Here is a 15,734-nt window from a genome sequence, read left to right as displayed (position 1 = left end):
AGCCAACCCCCTGACAAAAACGGGCTAGTGTAAATTACCGCCTCCCCCGCTGACAGCTTATTTTTTGGCCATGTCCACAAGCCCCAATCAGGATCTGGAAACCTTTCCTAACCCCAAGCCCGAGCGCGACTTCGTCATTCGCATGCGTATGCCCGAATTTACTTGCGTATGCCCGAAGACCGGACAGCCCGACTTTGCCACGCTGTATCTGGACTACATCGCCGACCAGCGCTGCATCGAGTTGAAGTCTTTGAAGCTATATCTGTGGTCCTATCGCGATGTAGGCGCCTTCCACGAGGCCATTACCAACAAGATCGCGGATGACCTTGTGGCCAAGCTAGAGCCCCGCTACCTGCGCCTACGTGCCGAGTTCTATGTGCGCGGCGGTATCTACACGGATGTCATTGCCGAACACCGCGCCGCCGACTGGACCCCACCGCCGCGGGTCGCACTCGATTAAAGATCAGCCTCCCAGCGCACCGCAGGTCAATTCTGCGGTGCGTTTGATGTTCATGGAACGATGGCCGAAGGCTAGTCGGAATGCGGCCGTTGACTGTGGTATCGACGCAGCAAGGTTTGCAGCGCCTTGAGATCGGCATAGCCGAACTCCTGCATGTTCAAGCCTTCGACACGCCAAGAATGGTCAGGCTCCCCCAAACCATCACACACCGCTGCTGCGGCCGTGAAATCCTGCTCACGGGTATCTGCATTGATGGTGATCAAGGTCGCCAATCCGGCGCGCGCCGCGGCTGTCAGACCCATGGCAGAGTCTTCGATAGCCACCGCGTTATGCGCCGGCACATGCAGCTTCTCTAGGGCTTTGCGATAAATATCCGGCGCGGGTTTCTTACGCTTCACTTCTTCGCCGCTCACGATCAGGCTGAGCTGCTGCTGCAGGTCCGGACCCAGCGTATGCGCCAATAAGGGCTCCAAGCTGCGCCTAGACGCATTGGTGACCAAGGCTACGCGGACTCCCGCATGACGCGCCTCTCGAATGATACGACCGATGCCATGGCGCAGCGGCACCGACCCCGATTCCACCCTTTGCCGAAAAATGCGCGACTTAGCCGCATGGACCTGGTTGACCCAGGCCGCAAGATTGCGCTCCGCAGCATCGGCGTGCTGCCCCAGAGGCGGCTTATGTGCCGCCACGAAGTGACGGATGCGCTCCTGCCCCCCAGGCTGCAACAGAAGATCGTCGCGGTAGAGATCGGCGTCCCAGGTCCAGGGCAACTCTAGTTCGGTAAACGCCTGGTTGTAAGCGGGCAAGTGACCCAGCGCTTCGGTATCGGCGATTGTCCCGTCGACATCAAACAACAAGGCTTCAAGCCGAATATCCATTCCACCAGAGTCGTGCAGCGCTGTTCGTGCAGCATAGCGCGGCTCTGCGTGGCGCGCAGAAATGGTTTTTTTGTGCAGTGCGAGCTTGCGCTTCGGCATTACATTTGCTACCAATGCGCGGTTTCCATTTACTGACTCTGACCGCAACACACATGAGCACCAGCACGCCGAACCCAGAACTGGGCTCCTTTGCCCCCTATCAACCCTCCGAGGGGGAGGAGTACATGAGCGCCGCACAGCGTGCGCATTTCCGGCAGATTCTTGAGGCGTGGAAATCAAATTTGATGGCCGAAGTGGATCGCACCGTGCACCACATGCAGGACGAAGCGGCCAACTTTCCAGACCCCACAGACCGCGCAACCCAAGAATCGGAATTTAGCTTGGAACTGCGGACCCGCGACCGCGAGCGCAAGTTAATTCGGAAAATTGAAAAAACGCTGCGCCGTCTAGATGAAGACGAGTTTGGCTTCTGTGACTCCTGCGGCTCCGAGATTGGCATTCGTCGGCTGGAAGCACGCCCCACGGCCGATCTTTGCGTGGACTGTAAGAGCCTGCAGGAAATTCGCGAGCGTCAGTTAGGCCGCTAAACCGCCGCGCGCCCCTATGGCGCTAAGCATGTTGCGCGCCGGAATCCATGCGCTACCGCGGTCGCTTTGCTCCGTCTCCTTCTGGTCCACTGCACCAGGGCTCGCTTTTTGCGGCTCTGGTGTCTTGGTTGGATGCTCGGCGCGCGGGCGGGGAATGGCTCTTACGTTTCGAAGACGTCGACACTGAGCGCTGTCAACCAGAGTTTCAGAACCTCATTCGCCAGCAGCTTCGTGACTTTGGTTTGGAGTGGGACGCCGAACTCCCGGCTCAATCCACCCGCAGCGACCGTTACCGAAGTCTAGTCAGGCAGTGGTGGGAGCAAGGCCGGATCTATGCCTGTGCCTGTACCCGGCGCGACCTCGCCCTCTTTCGGCGCGCAGGCGAAACCTGCTATCCCGGCATTTGTCGCGATAAGCAGCTGCCTATGGAGGGTCATGCACTGCGCTTTCGCCTACCCGAAGATGCTCAGCTAAGCTGGACCGACCGCTGGCAGGGGCCACAGCAGGTCAATGTTGCCGCCCAATGTGGCGACCCCGTGCTACGCCGCCGTACGGGCGACTACAGCTACCAGTTTGCGGTGACCATCGACGATGCTGAGCAGGGCATCACTCATGTCGTGCGAGGCTGTGATTTGTTGCCATCGACGGGTCGCCAGATGCTGCTACTTCAAGCGCTCGGTGCCCCAGTTCCACAATACGCCCACCATCCCATCTTGTTAGGCTCGGACGGCAATAAGCTCAGCAAGTCGACGGGTGCTACAGGGATTCGCGCGCACGATGCCCCCACGAAGCTACACTCGCTTTGGCAAGCCTTCGGCTACGCCTGCCCGGCAGAGCTCGCCACAGCGCCTGTGGGCGAGCAACTGCAATGGGCCCTAGAGCAACCAGAAACACCTTTTCCTGCGGCATCTGGCACACTAGCGCCTTTCGTGCAGTGCAGCAGCTGAATGGCTAAGGTCCTGAGTCGCCGCGGGAATTCGCCCTCGGTCCGGCTGATCAACAAGTATCCCAACCGTCGTCTGTATGACACCGTCATCAGCCGGTACATCACCCTGGAAGAGATTCGTGACCTCGTCATCAACAATGTCGAGTTCCGGGTGGAGGATAAGCGGACCAAGGAAGACATCACCCGTAGCATTTTGCTGCAAGTGATTATGGAGCAGGAAGAAAAAGGCACGCCCATCCTCTCCAAAGACGTGCTGCTGCATATCATTCGGTTTTACGGCGACACCATGCAAAATAGCGTCAGCCATTATTTGGAGCTGTCGTTAGAGCTATTCTCCGACCAACAGGCGCAATTTAAAGACCAAGTTCGCAAGTTAGTCGGCAGTGCCGGCAACCCCTTGCAGTCGCTCAAGGAACTTGCAGACGACAACCTCCCGCTGTGGCGTAAAGTACGCCAGGAGTTTGTCTCCAGCATTAGCCTCAAACGCGACGCCAATACTGCGGGCAAGGACGACCACGCAGACGCGGACACAACGCCCGCCAGCAAGAAGCCACGCGCAGGCTAAGCTGACGCAGGCTGGCGCTGCTGTGTTGCTCGCAAGCGCGAACCAGGCCCACTCAAGACATGGGCCCATTGTCATCCGGCTGTCACCGAGCTTTGGCACTCTGGCCCGGCTTACAGACCCCCACCGGCATCGCCATTGTGCGAGCCGGACGTGGGGTCACCAAGCCAACTTGTCTTGTCCGCCCGGTTTAATTGTGCATGGAACCTCAGCGGGGTTCGGGCAGCAACAGGAAGCCCACCACCGTGGTGATTACAGCGAACACCAAAGGGATACCACAGCCCCGCGAACATGCTGCCAAAGGCCGCGACCAAGGCAAATGCCATCGGCGGTAGCAAACCACTCATCCGGTCATTGACGGCATGGCAGGGCAATGCAGCGTCAGCAACTCAACGATTCACGCTGCGGTGTCATTCACCGCGGAGAAAAATTGCTTGCAGGTTATGCTCGCCAGAGCCCCGTAGAGGAAGAATTGGAAATAGCGCTCGGGAGGGCATCTGGTGACATCGCCTGGAAGGGCGCCAGGACGGGAGTTTCAGCGCGCAATCCCTATGTCAGCAGTTTTGTCACCAACCCGCCGACATAACGGCAACATTGAGTATGATCATGACGCCTCCGATCTTGAGCAAGCAGAGCACTTGCAAAGGGTCGTTGAGCGCGACAGGCTGGTTAGTGCCTTTAGCTGTCACTCGATAAACGGGTTCATCAGCAAATCCGGGACCGGCCAGCCGTCAAGATCTTTGACGTTTCGTGTTACCAACACCATGCCGCGTGCCTGCGCAGTAGCTGCTAAGAGACCGTCGATAACGGGGAACGGACGGATACATTGAGCGCGTCCCCATAGTTGTGCTGCATTCAAATCAATGGGAAGGATCCGATCGAAATATCCGTCGATGATGCGACTCAGCCAGGCTTCAAGGGCCACACCCTGTACCGGGTCGCTCACTCTTCTAGCTTCGATTCCTTTACGTATTTCGCCGACCACCAGTACGCTCAGGAACAGCGAGTCTGGGTCGGCTTGCCCGAACCATTGCTCAACACCTTGATTGCGACGGCCTGGTGGCTTGCGCAGTTCACTGAGAATGTTGGTGTCGATCAGGTAATTCACAGTGCAACATCACGTCCTGTATCTCGTGGACGCTCAAAGATTTCGTCGTCTCCACTAGGGATACCAGCCAACAGGGACTTGAAATCATTCTTATCCTTGTGACTTCGCAAAAGCACCGAGCGAAGCAACTCCCGATGCTCCTCCTCGGCGGAGCGCCCATGCTCGGCGGCGCTGATCTTGAGGGCTCTCACGACTTCGTCTTCGAGGTTTCTGACAATAAGTTGGGCCATCGTCATCACGACCGATATCATTGATATCAACAAGTCTAGCCCCCTACAGTGTAGCGATCAAGCAATGACTGCTACGCGCCCAATCCCAGCGTTGCTAGTCATAACCCGTTCAATGATCCGAGCTGCCCTGACCTGCCCCCCAGAGTCATCCCGGGCATTGTTTAGTCGCGTGCCGGGAGGTGCCGCTCAGCACACCGTACTCAGAATCCGTAGGGGCAGAGAAGTAAATCCGTGTAGACGGCTGCGATGATGGCTACACCGGAAGCGGTGAGATTCGGCTTGACCAGCCCCAACGTGCCCTCAGTAAATCGCGCTTAGCACCAGGACGCACAAGCCCGTCGTCGTCACCGGAATCAGCACGGACACGACAGCGATGTCCTTGTAGGCCTCTCGGTGCGAGAGACCACAGATCGTCAAGAGCGTGATCACGGCGCCATTGTGCGGAAGGCTGTCGAACCCGCCACTGGCCATCGATGCGATGCGGTGCATCAATTCCAGCGGTATGCCAGCCTCTTGCGCCAACTGGCTGTAAGTCTCCCCCAGCGCAGCGAGGGCGATGGACAAGCCGCCGGAGGCTGAACCGGTGATCCCGGCGAGCGTGTTGATCGCAACCCACTCCGAGATCAGTGGATTGCCCGGCGAGATGTTGATCACCGCATTCTTAACCAGGGCAAACGCAGTGAGCCCCGCGATTGTCGCCCCGTACCCCACTTCCGATGCCGTGTTGAATGTGGGCAGCAGTGAGCCATTGGCGGCGATACGCAAGGTGTCCGTGAGTCTATCGATCGATCGCAGGTGGATCAGAATCACGGCCAGGTTGGCGACGACGAGAGACAGAATCATCGCCCACAGACCGCGCACCTTGCCGATCTCCGTTCCACCGTAGGTTGCCTCAGCCAGATAGGCCGTATCCCAGGTTGGGATCACGTACTCGACCAGCACAAAGTTAACGGCGATCACCAGCACGATGGGCAAGACTGCCAGCGCAACGGGCGGCAGCTGCTCACTGGTCGCAGTGGGTTCGTTCGTATGCCCCTCGCCATAGCCCTCGCCCTGCTGGGCGGCGAGATGCCGCTGCCAGTTTAGCCACAGCACGCCCCCACCCAGCATGCAGGCACCACCAACCAAACCCAGCAGTGGCGCGGCAAAGGCGGTGGTCTGGAAATACGGCATCGGGATGAGGTTGTGAATCTGCGCAGTTCCCGGTAACGCCGTCATCGCAAAGGTGAAGGCCCCGAGCGCGATGGTTCCGCCGAGCAGGCGCTTTGGAATATCCAGCTCGCGGAAAAGCGCGGCGCCCAAGGGGTACACCGAAAAGGCGACGACAAAAGCCGACACGCCGCCGTACTCGAGCAGCCCGCAGGCCAGGACAATGGCGACAATCCCATTTCGCGCACCGAGCCGGCGAATGAACAGCTTGGCTATCGCACGCGCGCAGCCGGTGTCTTCCATCAACTTCCCGAAGATCGCACCCAGCAGGAAGATGGGAAAATACTTGATGGCGAAACCGCCCATCGCGGACATGAACACCTGCGTGTAGGTCGCCAGCAGAGGCACACCGCCATTGAAGACACAGGCCATCAAGGCCAGCACGGGGGCCAGAATGATCACCGACACGCCGCGGTAGGCGAGGTACATCAACAAACCTAGCGACAACACAATGCCGATGATTCCGATCATGCCGTATCTCCCTGCACAGTACGGTAGCCGTGGCATCGCGGCTCCATTCGTTGCGACGCAAAGCCTATCGCAACCATCCAAACACCGTGTCGTTGCTCCGCTGGCCCTACGAATACTTTGCGGTTAAGGTCGGCCCATGTTCTCAGGGACGCAGGGTGTTCAAATTTTTGTGTCACCTAGTGTCCTGTCTCCGAAGTTCGTTGCATATCAGCGAGTCAGAACGCGGTGTGCCGCTAGGCGCGCTCGCGCAGGAATGGTTGTTCCATTTCAAGCGAGCGCAACACCGCGGAACGCCGCGTTCTGGCTCGCCCGCAGGGAGCCCCTCAAATCGCCCGCTACCGCGTTGCGCTCCTTGGCAAGGGAATGACCATTCCCGGCGGAGCGCGCCTTGTATCGAACGATTTGAGGGGCTCTGATATGTAACGAACTTCGGAGACAGGACACTAGATGGGCTTGTGATGATCATCATGCTCCCACCGAAGCTCATCGCCGATTCCTTTTGGGGTTTGGGGTGTGTACACGATGAACTCTAGGTTCGGATACAAGCTTTCCATGTCACCGGACTCTATGCGCCAAGATGACCTTGAGCTTGGGTTGCTCCGCCGATTCAGTCTTCACGGTAGAGTTTGAGAATGCTGGAAAAATCCAAGCTGGCCGACGACTGACTGTGTAGGGCATAGAGGTTCCGCGCCAACTCGCCCAGAGGAATCGCCGCCCCCGTTGCGGTAGCCGCGCTAGCAGCCAGGCCCAAATCTTTGAGCATGAGGGCGCTGCCAAAACCGCCGCTATAGCCGCGCGAAGCCGGAACGCCGTCCATCACACCGGGCCAAGGGTTGTATTTCTCCAAGGACCAGTTCCCACCTGAACTTTTCTGCATGATTTCCGACAGCACCGCCGGATCCAAGCCATTGGCTACGCCCAGTGATAGAGCCTCAGCAGTACCGGCCATATGAATCGCTAACAGCATGTTGTTAGCAATCTTCGCAACCTGACCGGCGCCATGCGCCCCGGCATGAAAAACATTGGCCCCCATAACGTCCAGCAAGGGTTTTGCCCGTATCAAAGCCGCCTCCGGACCACCGACCATAAAGCTCAGCGTTCCGGCTTGCGCTCCTGCGGTTCCACCAGAGACGGGAGCATCAATGCAATCCAAGCCCTGCTGCGCAGCCGCCTGGGCCAGATCACGCGAGGTTTGGGGCGCAATCGTGGAACAGTCCACCACAAGCGTGCCCGCCGCTAAGGTCTGCAACAGGCCATCTGGCCCCAGATAAAGGCTTTGCACATGCGCACTCGCTGGCAGCATTGAGATGACGATATCGGCCCCGCTGGCCGCTTCCTGGGCTGAGGCAGCCACTCCCGCGCCGACCTGTTTAGCTTGCTCACAGGCCTCGGGCACCAGATCGAAAACTTGCAGGGCATACCCGGCCTGCACCAAGTTCTGGGCCATTGGCCCACCCATATTCCCCAGACCAATAAAGGCAATATGCGACATGTTCCTTGTCTCCCCTAAGAGTAATTAGTGCGGGCGCCCGAGATCTGCCAGAGGGTGCGGCCCTTCCCAACGCGGCTCTAGCCAACGCTCGATGAGCTCTTGCCCTACCTGATCCCAGCCTGCGGCTTGCCAGCGTGGGTTTTTGTCTTTGTCGATGATCAAGGCGCGTATGCCTTCGGCAAAGTCACCCAAGGCGCAGCAACCCAAAGCTGCTGCAAACTCTGTGCGCAGGACTGTGGCCAGGTCGGCGCGCTGAGTGCGCTGCTGCAAGTACCAACCTAAAGCCGCCGAACTCGGCGCACCGCGCGACAGTGCTTTGGCATGCGGAGCCGCCCAAGGCTCGCTGTCGGCCCAGTCTTCAAGCGCTGCCTTGGCTTCCAGCGGGGTGGGCAATGAGGCAATGTTCGCCAACGCTGGAAAATGCGCAGCGAGGCTGCTTGCAGGCGCGAGCGCAGACTGTGCGTGCAGGTAGCGACGCAGCAAAATCTGGTCCTGCTGGGTATCTGCGGTCCACTCTACGCCAGCCAATCCACGCATAACCGTGTCTTTTTGCTCGTGTGGAATATGCAGATCAGCCAAGCCGGCAAAGATGGCATCCCCGGCATTTAAGCGTGCGCCAGTCAAGGCTAAATAGCGACCGATACCACCGGGCATTTTGCCGAGAAACCAACTCCCACCAACATCCGGGAACAGGCCAATCCCAATCTCTGGCATGGCCAACATAGATTCGGCGGTAACAATGCGGTTTGCGCCGCCACAGGCCAAGCCAATTCCTCCGCCCATGACGATGCCATGCATCCAAACCACCAAGGGCTTTGGGAATGTATGCACGGTGTAATCCAGGCGGTATTCCTGACCGAAGAACTGTTGTGCGTAGGGGTTAGGCTTTTCACCATACTCCTGCATGGACGCATAAAGCTGTTGTAAATCCCCGCCCGCACAAAAGGCTTTGTCACTGGTGGCGTCCAGCCATACGGCCACCACCGCAGGGTCTGCAGCGCTGCGATCCAAAGCCTGCTGCAGTTCTTCCACCATATCCAAAGACAGAGCGTTCAATGTCTTGGGGTTATTCAGACTGAGGATGGCAAGCTGACGCCCCTGGCCCAAATCCTGGTGTTGGACCTGCAAGATACTCATGCGCCTTTGCTCCAGCGCGGCTGGCGCTTCTCCAAGAAAGCCGTAACACCCTCGGCTTGGTTCGGCCGATCGAAGAGCGCAAGAAAGGCTTCCCGTTCGGCCGGGAGTGCCGCTTGCGCCGGCGCGCGCGCGGCCTGGATCAAACGTTTGGACGCCATGACCGCATCAGGAGACTGTTTGCTGACCTTAGCGGCAAGACGCTGCGCAGCCGGCAGCACCGACTCCGCGTCAACAACCTCTTCCACCAGGCCAATCCGCTCGGCCGTGGCGGCGTCAATGCGCTCGCCACAGAGAATGAGCCGCTTTGCCCAACCTTCACCCACCAGATGCGCCAACCACTGAGTGCCGCCAGCACAGGGCAATAAGCCAACAGACGCCTCGGGCAAGGCCATTTGGGCGGAGTCCGAGGCGATCCGCATGTCACACGCTAATGCGGCCTCAAGACCACCGCCCATCGCGTAGCCATTGATCGCCGCAATCGTTGGAAGAGGGCAGCTCGCCAAGGCCTCAAAGGCTGCACCAAAAGCCTGCGCCATGGATGCTCCGGCGAGCTTTCCACCTTCGGCAAAGGTTTTGAGATCGGCGCCCGCGGAGAAGAACTTTGGCCCCTCACCGGTGATGATGAGTGCACGCACCTGAGGGTTATGGGCGATCTTGTGGAGCACACCCGGCAAGGCACGCAAAGACTCCAGAGTCCAGGTATTTGCCGGGGGGTTGGTGATGGTCACAATGGCTGTGCTGCCGTCGATGCGCACAGGGAGTTGATCACTCATACGAATCCATCCAGGTTGTCTTGATCCAGGGCATGGCGGCCAACAATAAGACGCATGATCTCATTGGTACCCTCCAAAATTTGGTGCACTCGCACATCCCGCAGCAGGCGTTCTAGGGGGTACTCTTTGATGTATCCATAACCGCCATGGAGTTGCAAGGCCTCATTGCACACCGTGAAACCCACATCGGTTGCAAAGCGTTTCGCCATGGCGCAATACACACGGGCCTCCGCTGCGGAGGCATCCAACTTAGCCGCCGCTAGGCGAACCATCTGACGCGCTGCCACTAGCTCTGTGAGCATATCGGCCAATTTATATTGCACCGATTGAAACTGGGCTAATTCTTGACCGAATTGTTTACGGCTGCGGACATAGTCCAGGGCGGTCTGCAGTGCACCTTGAGCAGCGCCTAAAGAGCATGTGGCGATGTTAATACGGCCACCATCCAGCCCTCTCATGGCGATCTTGAAGCCATCGCCTTCCTCACCAAGACGCTGACGCGCTGGTACCCGCACCCGATTGAAGGCGATGGCACGTGTAGGCTGACTATTCCAGCCCAGCTTGGCCTCCTTCTTGCCGTATTCGATACCCGCACTTTGGGCATCCACGGCAAATGCGGAGATACCGCGAGCGCCATCATCGCTGGTTCTGGCCATGACCACTAACCAGTTGGTCGCCCCCGCACCGGAAATGAACACCTTATTCCCGGTAATGAGGTAATCATCGCCATCAACCTCAGCGCGCGTCCTCAACGAAGCGGCATCTGATCCGGCGTTCGGTTCGGTAAGGCAATAAGACGCGAGTAATTCCCCACTCGCCAGACTCGGCACCAACTCCTGGGCGAACTCTGCTTGGGCCCACTGAGACACCATCCATGTGGCCATATTGTGGATGGTGATAAACGCTGTGGTGGAAGGGTCGTAGCGTGCCAGCTCTTCAAAAATGAGATGGGCATCCAGGCGCGACAATCCCATGCCACCATGGCTGGTGCTGGTATACAGCCCACAAAAGCCCATGGCACCGGCCTGCGCAATGGCCTCCCGCGGGAAGATGGACTGCTCATCCCAACGCGCGGCATGCGGCTCGAACTCCTTGCGGGCAAAGTTGCGCGCCGCATCCTGAAACGCGCGCTGATCATCAGATAGTTCGAAATTCATGGCCTTAGCGCAGGCTAATGGTGGTGTTTACTCCCGTGCTGGCTTCGTCATCAAACCAGCGCTCCGTGACGGTTTTGGTTTGGGTGTAAAACAAGATCACCTGCTTGCCATAAGGGCCCAGATCGCCCAACTTCGAGCCCCGCGACCCCGTAAAGGAGAACAGCGGAACTGGCACAGGAATGGGAACATTGATGCCCACCTGCCCGACGTCGATTTCGTCTTGGAACTTACGCGCTGCCGCACCAGACTGGGTAAAGATGGCAACCCCGTTGCCATTGGGGTTGGCATTGATGAGTGCAATAGCGTCATCCAATGATTCCACTTCGCAGATCACCAAAACCGGGCCAAAAATTTCTCGGTCGTATATATCCATTCCAGGCTTCACCCCGGAGAAGATCGTGGGACCAATAAAGTTGCCCTGGTCATAGGGTGGCGGCAACTGCAGGTCGCGCCCATCCAGCTCCAATGTGGCGCCCTGCTCTACACCCCGTTCAATCAAGGACTGCACGCGACCGCAAGCTTGAGGCGAGATCAATGGTCCTAGGTCGGTGTCTGCCTCTTGCCCACCATTCACCTTAAGCTCCCTGGCCTTGGCAACCAGGGGAGCGATCCACTCCTTCGCGGAGCCCACCATCACCGCAACAGAGGCCGCCATACAGCGCTGGCCTGCGGCGCCGAAAGCGGCGCCAGCAAGGTTATTTAGCGCCTGCTCCCTGTGGGCGTCGGGCAGAACTATCGCGTGATTCTTCGCCCCCATCATGCACTGTGCCCGCTTACCGTTGAGCGTGGCCCGCTGGTACACATGGGTGCCAACCGGCGTTGAGCCAACGAAGGAAACGGCTTTAATCAATGGGTGATCACAGATTCCATTAACGATGGTCTCGCCGCCGTGAACCACGTTCAGCACACCAGCAGGAATGCCCGCGTCGATGGCGAGTTCGACCAGGCGCATGGTCACCATGGGGTCTTGTTCTGAAGGCTTGAGAACGAAGGTGTTGCCGCAGGCAATAGCCATGGGATACATCCACAAGGGAATCATCGCGGGAAAATTGAAGGGAGTAATCCCGGCGCATACGCCCAGCGGCTCCATGATGGTGTAGGTATCGACACCGCCGGCGACCTGGTGCGCTCGTTCGCCCATTTGTAGGCTGCCTATATTGGCAGCATGCTCAACGACTTCTAGGCCCCGAAAAACATCGCCTTGCGCGTCTGGTAGCGTTTTACCCTGCTCCTTGCTCAAAATGAGCGCCAGCTCATCCATATGCTCACGAATCAGCTGCTGATACTTCAAGAAAATTCGCGCACGCGTCCCGATGGGCGTTTTGCGCCAGGTCTGAAAGGCCTTCTGAGCACTGCGTACCGCCTCATCCAGCTCAGCCTCGGTGGCGAAAGGCACCATCGCTAGCACCTCTTGCGTGGCGGGATTCCGGACCTCACGCCAATCTTGCGATTGCGATTGGCGGAACTCTCCGTTAATCAACAGCGGGATGCGGGGGGCGTCCACCGCGGACGATACAGCTGCAGCCGTTGTCATACCTGTCATGTCTCCTGGGTTGGGCAGCCTTCATCGAGGCCATTTCGCGCCGGAACAGTTGCCAAACACGTCCTTAACGTATTTGACACCTGCGACCATGGTCTGACGCAACGTTGAAGAATAGTGTCACATTTCTGTGCCGCTCTGCAGCATAGCGAGGCAAGCCATGACGCACTGTGCATAAGGCGAAAATGTTGATTCACCTCGAATTTCTGGGCTGCATGAGGGGCGCGGGACTGCGTTGCGCCATTCTTGCTTAGGCCTATATCGCCAGCGTCCAGAGCATTTGTGAACACGTGTTTTTTGCTGCGCTGCACTTGCGCACTGCACAAAACCTGTTTATACTGCACCGCAACATGAGTAAATACTCATACGACGTGAACCACAGGGTTGCACGTTAAACCGAGTCTCCTCCAGAAAGACGCAAAGTCTTTCTCGCACCTTGACCCCCGGCAACCCCGGGGGTTTTTTAATGCGCGCTATCTTTGGTCAGCTGCACGGGGGCTTTCACCGCGTTATGCAAGGGCAATTTTTCTGCGCGGTTGAGTACGGCCATTTTCGAGTGAGCTCTGGCTTTTCTGAGCGCCACCGAGCCATGCCCGCAGCACGCCACATTGCTTCCGCGACGAACCCAAAAAAAAACCCCGCAGAGCGGGGTCTTTTCCTTGCAGATCTTCACTATCTTGGCATAGATGCCAACATAGACTTAGTCCTGCTGCTCCTCCAGAAGCGCCTTCATCGACAGCCGAACTCGGCCTTGTTTGTCGATTTCTAGCACCTTGACTCGGACAACTTCACCTTCGGACAACACCGAGGACACGTTATCCACACGCTCGTTGGAAATCTGTGAAATGTGCACTAAGCCATCTTTACCAGGCATCAGCGTCACAAAAGCACCGAAGTCCATAATCCGGGCCACTTTACCCTCGTAGACTGCACCCACCTCGATATCTTTGGTGAGCTCGTCAATACGCTTGATGGCTGCATCGGCTGCGCGACCATCGACCGCAGCAACACGGATCGTGCCATCGTCGTCGATGTCGATCGTGGTGCCGGTTTCTTCGGTGATAGAGCGAATGGTCGCCCCACCTTTGCCGATCACGTCGCGGATGCGATCTGGATCAATCTTGATCGTGGTAATCCGCGGCGCATAATCCGACATGGCTTCGCGAGGTGCATCAATAGCACTGGCCATTTCATTGAGGATGTGCAGGCGGCCTTCGCGTGCCTGAGACAAGGCCTGCTCCATGATCTGACGGGTAATACCGGCGACCTTGATGTCCATCTGCAGAGCAGTCACACCTTCTGCGGTACCCGCCACTTTGAAGTCCATATCGCCGAGGTGATCTTCGTCACCCAGGATGTCGGTGAGGACCGCGAAGCGATTGCCTTCCAGGATTAAGCCCATAGCGACACCAGCCACCGGTGCTTTGACCGGCACGCCGGCATCCATCAGTGCCAAGCTAGTACCGCAGACACTGGCCATGGAGCTGGAGCCATTGGACTCGGTAATTTCACTCACCACGCGCAGGGTGTAGGGGAACTCACCGCTATCCAGCGCTGGCAAAGAGGCCGCAATACCGCGGCGAGCCAAACGACCATGACCAATTTCACGGCGCTTAGGTCCACCCATGAAGCCAGCTTCGCCAACGCAGTAAGGCGGGAAGTTGTAATGCAGCATGAAGCTGTCTTTGTACTCACCCTCCACCGCATCGATGAGCTGAGCGTCGCGGCCCGTCCCCAATGTAACGGCGACGATGGCCTGGGTTTCACCACGAGTAAACAGGGCCGACCCATGCGCACGCGGTAGAACGCCCACTTCTACATTGATAGGCCGGACGGTACGCGTGTCGCGGCCATCAATACGCGGCTGGCCTTCAAGAATCTGGCTGCGCACAAAGGCCTTTTCCAGCTTGGCAAAGGTGCCTAGAACTGCGCCGGCGTCATACTCAGGCTCATCACCAGAGCACAGAGCCTCAACCAGACCTTCGCGAACAGCAGACAACGCCGCTTGGCGTTCCTGTTTATCGCGATTCGCATAGGCCTGCGAGAGCTTGTCGCCCAGCGCTTGTTCAACCTTGGCTTTAAGGTCTACATCTTCAGCAGCGGGTTCAAACTCCCACTTGGGCTTGCCGACTTCGGCAACTAGCTCATTGATGGTGTCGATCACCACCTGCATGGCTTCATGCCCGAATAGCACTGCCCCGAGCATTTGCTCCTCGCTCAGAACTTTGGCCTCGGACTCCACCATCAAGATGGCATCTTTGGTTCCGGCAACCACCAAATCCAGCTCGGACTCAGCAAGCTGCGTGCGACTGGGGTTGAGCATGTACTCGCCATTGGCGAACCCAACCCGCGCACCACCGATAGGCCCTTGGAAGGGCAAGCCTGAAATAGCCAAGGCAGCTGAGGCGCCAATCATGGCGGGAATATCAGGATCGATTTCAGGATCTAAGGACATCACCGTAGCGATGACCTGAACCTCGTTCATGAAGCCCTTAGGGAACAAAGGCCGCAGGGGACGATCGATTAATCGAGAAGTGAGTGTTTCCTTCTCGGTTGGACGACCTTCACGTTTGAAAAAGCCACCGGGGATCCGCCCGCCAGCATAAAACCGCTCTTGGTAGTTCACCGTGAGCGGGAAAAAGTCTTGACCTGGCTTGACGTCCTTACGTCCAACCGCGGTGACCAAAACAGCGGTCTCGCCCATGCTGACGAGTACAGCGCCCGTTGCCTGGCGGGCGATTTTGCCCGTTTCCAAACGAACCGTATGGTCGCCGAACGGGAATTCCTTAATGGTGGCTTGCACTTATCTCTTCCGTACCTATTTCCAACTGAACAAACACAAACCCCCGCGAATGCGGGGGTTTGAAAACTCTCTCAATGACCTTAGCGGCGCAGGCCTAAGCTTTGAATTAGCTCTTGGTAGCGCGTGAGGTCTTTACGCTTCAAGTAATCCAACAGCTTGCGCCGACGATTCACCATACGCAGCAATCCGCGGCGACTGTGGTGATCCTTCTTGTTGTTTGCGAAGTGCGGGGTCAGCTCGTTAATGCGGGCAGACAGCAGGGCAACTTGAACTTCGGGCGAGCCGGTATCACCGTTGCTACGCGAATACTTTGCGATCAAGTCGCTTTTATTGGTGGCGGACAATGCCATGTAACCTACACTCCAAAATGGGTTAGCC

Annotated in this window: 16 protein-coding genes; 5 read left to right on the top strand and 11 right to left on the bottom strand. The window is 57.8% G+C overall.

The genetic code is table 11. From position 1 onward, the window contains the following. The first annotated feature begins 70 nt into the window (after positions 1–70). The gene (gene queF, locus KI787_10345) at positions 71–460 is read left to right on the top strand and encodes a preQ(1) synthase (GenBank protein ID MBV6630351.1); all 390 of its coding nucleotides are present in this window, start codon (positions 71–73) and stop codon (positions 458–460) included. 71 nt (positions 461–531) lie between these two features. On the opposite strand, the gene KI787_10340 is transcribed toward queF, so the two are convergent. After that, positions 532–1,440 (bottom strand): HAD-IA family hydrolase, encoded by a 909-nt coding sequence (locus tag KI787_10340; GenBank protein MBV6630350.1) that lies wholly within the window; start codon positions 1,438–1,440, stop codon positions 532–534. A gap of 53 nt (positions 1,441–1,493) precedes the next feature. On the opposite strand from KI787_10340, the gene dksA reads away from it, so the two are divergent. The 4 genes from dksA to KI787_10320 all read left to right on the top strand — a co-directional run bounded on the left by dksA (position 1,494) and on the right by KI787_10320 (position 4,022). Beyond that, the gene (gene dksA, locus KI787_10335; GenBank protein ID MBV6630349.1) at positions 1,494–1,928 is read left to right on the top strand and encodes an RNA polymerase-binding protein DksA; all 435 of its coding nucleotides are present in this window, start codon (positions 1,494–1,496) and stop codon (positions 1,926–1,928) included. 47 nt (positions 1,929–1,975) lie between these two features. Then, entirely contained in the window at positions 1,976–2,875 is a 900-nt protein-coding gene (gene gluQRS / locus KI787_10330; protein MBV6630348.1) for a tRNA glutamyl-Q(34) synthetase GluQRS, read from the top strand. Further along, entirely contained in the window at positions 2,876–3,439 is a 564-nt protein-coding gene (gene phaR / locus KI787_10325; protein MBV6630347.1) for a polyhydroxyalkanoate synthesis repressor PhaR, read from the top strand. It begins immediately after the preceding gene. Positions 3,440–3,809: 370 nt separating this feature from the next. Further along, positions 3,810–4,022 (top strand): hypothetical protein, encoded by a 213-nt coding sequence (locus tag KI787_10320; GenBank protein MBV6630346.1) that lies wholly within the window; start codon positions 3,810–3,812, stop codon positions 4,020–4,022. Positions 4,023–4,121: 99 nt separating this feature from the next. Here KI787_10320 and KI787_10315 read toward each other — a convergent pair whose 3' ends face one another. The 10 genes from KI787_10315 to rpsO form a co-directional block, all read right to left on the bottom strand. Beyond that, a complete protein-coding gene (locus tag KI787_10315) occupies positions 4,122–4,544 on the bottom strand; it encodes a type II toxin-antitoxin system VapC family toxin (protein MBV6630345.1) in 423 nt (140 codons plus the stop codon). Beyond that, the gene (locus tag KI787_10310; protein MBV6630344.1) at positions 4,541–4,774 is read right to left on the bottom strand and encodes a DNA-binding protein; all 234 of its coding nucleotides are present in this window, start codon (positions 4,772–4,774) and stop codon (positions 4,541–4,543) included. Before KI787_10310 ends, KI787_10315 begins: the two co-directional genes overlap by 4 nt. Positions 4,775–5,074: 300 nt before the next feature. Further along, a complete protein-coding gene (locus KI787_10305; GenBank protein MBV6630343.1) occupies positions 5,075–6,454 on the bottom strand; it encodes a GntP family permease in 1,380 nt (459 codons plus the stop codon). A gap of 607 nt (positions 6,455–7,061) precedes the next feature. Next, on the bottom strand, positions 7,062–7,946 hold the full coding sequence (gene mmsB, locus KI787_10300; protein MBV6630342.1) for a 3-hydroxyisobutyrate dehydrogenase: 885 nt from the start codon (positions 7,944–7,946) through the stop codon (positions 7,062–7,064). 24 nt (positions 7,947–7,970) lie between these two features. After that, positions 7,971–9,083, bottom strand: coding sequence for an enoyl-CoA hydratase/isomerase family protein (locus tag KI787_10295; protein MBV6630341.1), 1,113 nt, complete (start codon positions 9,081–9,083; stop codon positions 7,971–7,973). After that, a complete protein-coding gene (locus tag KI787_10290; protein MBV6630340.1) occupies positions 9,080–9,856 on the bottom strand; it encodes an enoyl-CoA hydratase in 777 nt (258 codons plus the stop codon). Before KI787_10290 ends, KI787_10295 begins: the two co-directional genes overlap by 4 nt. Continuing rightward, positions 9,853–11,013 carry an acyl-CoA dehydrogenase family protein gene (locus tag KI787_10285; protein MBV6630339.1) on the bottom strand — a complete coding sequence of 387 codons (1,161 nt, stop codon included), beginning with the start codon at positions 11,011–11,013 and terminating at the stop codon, positions 9,853–9,855. The genes KI787_10290 and KI787_10285 overlap by 4 nt, the downstream gene beginning before the upstream one ends. A 4-nt stretch (positions 11,014–11,017) precedes the next feature. Continuing rightward, complete coding sequence (locus tag KI787_10280) at positions 11,018–12,547, bottom strand: CoA-acylating methylmalonate-semialdehyde dehydrogenase (protein MBV6630338.1); 1,530 nt, start codon at positions 12,545–12,547, stop codon at positions 11,018–11,020. A 706-nt stretch (positions 12,548–13,253) separates the two neighbouring features. Continuing rightward, the gene (gene pnp, locus KI787_10275; GenBank protein ID MBV6630337.1) at positions 13,254–15,356 is read right to left on the bottom strand and encodes a polyribonucleotide nucleotidyltransferase; all 2,103 of its coding nucleotides are present in this window, start codon (positions 15,354–15,356) and stop codon (positions 13,254–13,256) included. Between the two features lie 80 nt (positions 15,357–15,436). After that, complete coding sequence (gene rpsO / locus KI787_10270) at positions 15,437–15,706, bottom strand: 30S ribosomal protein S15 (protein ID MBV6630336.1); 270 nt, start codon at positions 15,704–15,706, stop codon at positions 15,437–15,439. Positions 15,707–15,734 lie beyond the last annotated feature (28 nt).

Source organism: Oceanococcus sp. HetDA_MAG_MS8, from assembly GCA_019192445.1.
GTDB lineage: Bacteria > Pseudomonadota > Gammaproteobacteria > Nevskiales > Oceanococcaceae > MS8.
The sequence above is the reverse complement of the archived record's forward strand: the minus strand, read 5'-3'. Positions and strand labels throughout refer to the sequence as shown.

Coding starts and splice junctions, on each gene's coding strand:
- KI787_10290 (MBV6630340.1), bottom strand. CDS start 9,856: ATGAGTGATCAACTCCCTGTGCGCATCGACGGCAGCACAGCCATTGTG.
- KI787_10285 (MBV6630339.1), bottom strand. CDS start 11,013: ATGAATTTCGAACTATCTGATGATCAGCGCGCGTTTCAGGATGCGGCG.
- phaR (MBV6630347.1), top strand. CDS start 2,876: ATGGCTAAGGTCCTGAGTCGCCGCGGGAATTCGCCCTCGGTCCGGCTG.
- KI787_10320 (MBV6630346.1), top strand. CDS start 3,810: ATGCAGCGTCAGCAACTCAACGATTCACGCTGCGGTGTCATTCACCGC.
- mmsB (MBV6630342.1), bottom strand. CDS start 7,946: ATGTCGCATATTGCCTTTATTGGTCTGGGGAATATGGGTGGGCCAATG.
- queF (MBV6630351.1), top strand. CDS start 71: ATGTCCACAAGCCCCAATCAGGATCTGGAAACCTTTCCTAACCCCAAG.
- KI787_10305 (MBV6630343.1), bottom strand. CDS start 6,454: ATGATCGGAATCATCGGCATTGTGTTGTCGCTAGGTTTGTTGATGTAC.
- rpsO (MBV6630336.1), bottom strand. CDS start 15,706: ATGGCATTGTCCGCCACCAATAAAAGCGACTTGATCGCAAAGTATTCG.
- KI787_10340 (MBV6630350.1), bottom strand. CDS start 1,440: ATGCCGAAGCGCAAGCTCGCACTGCACAAAAAAACCATTTCTGCGCGC.
- dksA (MBV6630349.1), top strand. CDS start 1,494: ATGAGCACCAGCACGCCGAACCCAGAACTGGGCTCCTTTGCCCCCTAT.
- gluQRS (MBV6630348.1), top strand. CDS start 1,976: ATGCGCTACCGCGGTCGCTTTGCTCCGTCTCCTTCTGGTCCACTGCAC.
- KI787_10280 (MBV6630338.1), bottom strand. CDS start 12,547: ATGACAACGGCTGCAGCTGTATCGTCCGCGGTGGACGCCCCCCGCATC.
- KI787_10295 (MBV6630341.1), bottom strand. CDS start 9,083: ATGAGTATCTTGCAGGTCCAACACCAGGATTTGGGCCAGGGGCGTCAG.
- KI787_10310 (MBV6630344.1), bottom strand. CDS start 4,774: ATGGCCCAACTTATTGTCAGAAACCTCGAAGACGAAGTCGTGAGAGCC.